General features: G+C 72.1%; 4 protein-coding genes. All 4 read right to left on the bottom strand.

Annotation, left to right across the window (positions count from 1 at the left end; translation table 11 throughout):
* Window positions 1–575, bottom strand: a 575-nt coding sequence (locus C665_RS19100) for a response regulator (RefSeq protein WP_004327601.1), incomplete at its 3' end; no start/stop codon positions are given.
* A complete protein-coding gene (locus C665_RS19095; protein ID WP_004327600.1) occupies window positions 572–1,156 on the bottom strand; it encodes a chemotaxis protein CheD in 585 nt (194 codons plus the stop codon). The genes C665_RS19100 and C665_RS19095, both read right to left, overlap by 4 nt.
* A gap of 2 nt (window positions 1,157–1,158) precedes the next feature.
* Window positions 1,159–1,968 (bottom strand): CheR family methyltransferase, encoded by an 810-nt coding sequence (locus tag C665_RS19090; protein WP_004327599.1) that lies wholly within the window; start codon window positions 1,966–1,968, stop codon window positions 1,159–1,161.
* A gap of 23 nt (window positions 1,969–1,991) precedes the next feature.
* Window positions 1,992–2,531, bottom strand: coding sequence for a chemotaxis protein CheW (locus tag C665_RS19085; RefSeq protein ID WP_004327597.1), 540 nt, complete (start codon window positions 2,529–2,531; stop codon window positions 1,992–1,994).
* Window positions 2,532–2,670 lie beyond the last annotated feature (139 nt).

Genomic DNA, 2,670 nt, shown 5'->3' with positions numbered 1-2,670 from the left:
GGTCCGGCGCCCGCTGCACCGCGCGCGGCCGCCACGCCGACGCCCGGAGCGGCAGCCACGCCCGCTCCGCCAGGCCCCGTTGCGGAGCCGATTTCCGCTCCGGACCCTGCTCGACCACCAACGCCGGGACCACCCCCGCCGACGCCCGCCCCCGCCCGTAGCGCGCGCAGGTTCGCACGCGCCGCGGCGCGCACGGCGGCGACGAGTTCCTGGGCGGAGTCGGTGAGGAAGCCCTTCAGGCCGAGCGTGGGCTTGGCGATGATGGAGACGGCGCCGGCGGCGAGCGCCTGCATGGTGGTCTCGGCGCCGCGCGAGGTGAGCGTGGAGCACACGATGACCGGGGTCGGGCGCTCGGCCATGAGCTGGCGCAGGAAGCTGATGCCGTCCATGCGCGGCATCTCCACGTCCAGGGTGATCACGTCGGGCCAGTCGCGGCGCATCTTGGCCATGGCGAAGAGCGGATCGGAGGCGGTGCCGACGACCTCGATGCCGGGTGCGGCGGAGAGGATCTCGCTCACCACCTGGCGCACCACGGCGGAGTCGTCGACGACGAGGACACGGATGGGGGCGTTCATGCGGCCTCGCTCGCGGATTCCGGGTGAACTCCGGGGTGGGCTTGGGAGGGGACTTCGGTGTGGATCACCGCGGCGCTCGCCGCCGCCGGAGCGACGTGGCGCAGCCAGACCTCGCCGCTGCCGATGTCGAAGATCAGATTGCGGTGGCCCTCGCCCTCGACGTGGGCGGCGCGCACGCGAAAGCCGTGCGTGCGCAGCAGCATGCGCGCGGCCTCGACGTTGCGCGTGCCGACGTCGAGCGCGGCGGGAGCGCCCGCGGCGTGGCGGCTGCGGAACATGCGTCCGCCGCCGAAGAGCTTGACCTGGTAATCCTGCGGCCGAGTGTGGGCGGCGCGCAGCTCGCGCAGGAAGAGCGCGATCGCGTCCCCGGCATAGCGCCCGTCCAGGCCATCGGCGCACGCACGCACGCCGCGCTCGGGGAGCATGAAGTGGCACATGCCGCCGATGCGCAGGCGCGGATGCCACATCGTGATCGACACGCAGGAGCCGAGCAGGGTGCGGATGCGCGTGTCGCGGTCGCCGAACCAGAACTCGCCGGGCTGCAGGAAGATCTCGATCGTGTTGCGCGAAGCCGGCCGCATGCTCACATTCGCCGGTAGATGGTGGGCCGCTCCTGGCGCAGGCCGAGGTCGAGGCCGTTGAGGCTCTCCGAGTGGCCGATGAACAGCCAGCCACCCGGCCGCATCTGGCGCACGATGCGTTCGACGATGCGGCGCTTGGTCGGCAGGTCGAAGTAGATCAGCACATTGCGCAGGAAGACGACGTCGAAGTCGCCGACACCGGCGAGGTTGCCGTTGAGATTGACCTGGGCGAAGCGCACCCGTCGGCGCAGCGCCGCGTCGACCTGCAGCGTACCGTCGCGGCTGCCTACGCCGCGCAGGCAGTAGCGCCGCAGGTAGTCGGGCGGGATGCCGTCGATGCGGTTCATCGCATAGACGCCGCCGCGCGCCTTCTCCACCACCTCGCGGCTGATGTCCGAGCCGAACACCTCCCAGGGCGCGTCGCCGCCGAGACGGTCGGCGAGCACCATCGCCAGGCTGTAGGCCTCCTCGCCGGACGAGCTCGCCGCGCTCCAGAAGCGCGGCGTGCGCGTGCGCCCGAGCGCGGGCAGCACGCTTTCGGCGAGGAAGTCGAAGTGCTTGGGTTCGCGGAAGAAATAGGTCTCGTGGGTGGTGAGCAGGTCGACCATGCGCTCGAACTCGTCGTGCGCGCCGGCGCTCGACACCAGGCGATGGTAGTCGCCGAAGCTGGCGAGCCCGAGCGCGCGCAGCCGCCGCGCCAGGCGGCCGCTGACCAGGCTGATCTTCTGCGGCGGCAGGTCGACGCCGGCGGCCCGATGCATGAGCGCGCGGAACTGCTCGAACTCGGCCTGGGTGATGCTGATCTCGGACATGCGTGGCCTCCCGGAGGACCGGCTCAGTGCTCGGCGGCGCCGGCGAGCGCGCCGATGCCGGCGAGTTCGTCGATCGAGAACACCCGCCCGACCTCGAGCAGGATCACGAAGCGCCCTTCGCGGCGCGCCATGCCGGCGATGAAGTCGGTGCGGATGCGGGCCCCGAAGGACGGCGCCGGCTCGATGTCGGCGGCGGCGATGTCGATGACCTCGCTGACGCCGTCGACCATCACGCCCAGCGTCTGCGTGCCGGCCTCGCCACCCACCTCGACGATGACGATGCAGCTGCGCCGCCCGCTGCGAATGCGCTCGCGGCCGAAGCGCGCGGCAAGATCGATCACCGGCACCACCGCGCCACGCAGGTTGATCACTCCGCGCACGGTGGGCGGCGTCATCGGCACCTCGGTGAGCTCGCCGAATTCGATGATCTCACGGATCTGCAGGATGTCGATGGCGAAGACCTCGCCGCCGAGCGTGAACACCAGGTACTGGCCGCCCGCGGCCGCGGCGGCACGCAGGCTGGCAGTGGCGGGGACGACCGCCTGAAGACTGGATTGCGACATGGCGCTCCCCGCTCAGAAGCGCACGTATTCCGGGTCCGCGGCGGCGGACGCGAAAGCCGGCTGCGCGTTGCCGAGGCCGATGCGGCGCGGCTCGCGCGTGCTGCGCGCAGGCGCCGGCTGGCCGCGGGTGGTGCGCGCG

The sequence above is a fragment of the Thauera aminoaromatica S2 genome, assembly GCF_000310185.1.
In the GTDB taxonomy this organism is placed as follows: domain Bacteria; phylum Pseudomonadota; class Gammaproteobacteria; order Burkholderiales; family Rhodocyclaceae; genus Thauera; species Thauera aminoaromatica.
This window is presented reverse-complemented; position numbering and strand designations above follow the sequence as displayed.

Coding starts and splice junctions, on each gene's coding strand:
- C665_RS19090 (WP_004327599.1), bottom strand. CDS start 1,968: ATGTCCGAGATCAGCATCACCCAGGCCGAGTTCGAGCAGTTCCGCGCG.
- C665_RS19095 (WP_004327600.1), bottom strand. CDS start 1,156: ATGCGGCCGGCTTCGCGCAACACGATCGAGATCTTCCTGCAGCCCGGC.
- C665_RS19085 (WP_004327597.1), bottom strand. CDS start 2,531: ATGTCGCAATCCAGTCTTCAGGCGGTCGTCCCCGCCACTGCCAGCCTG.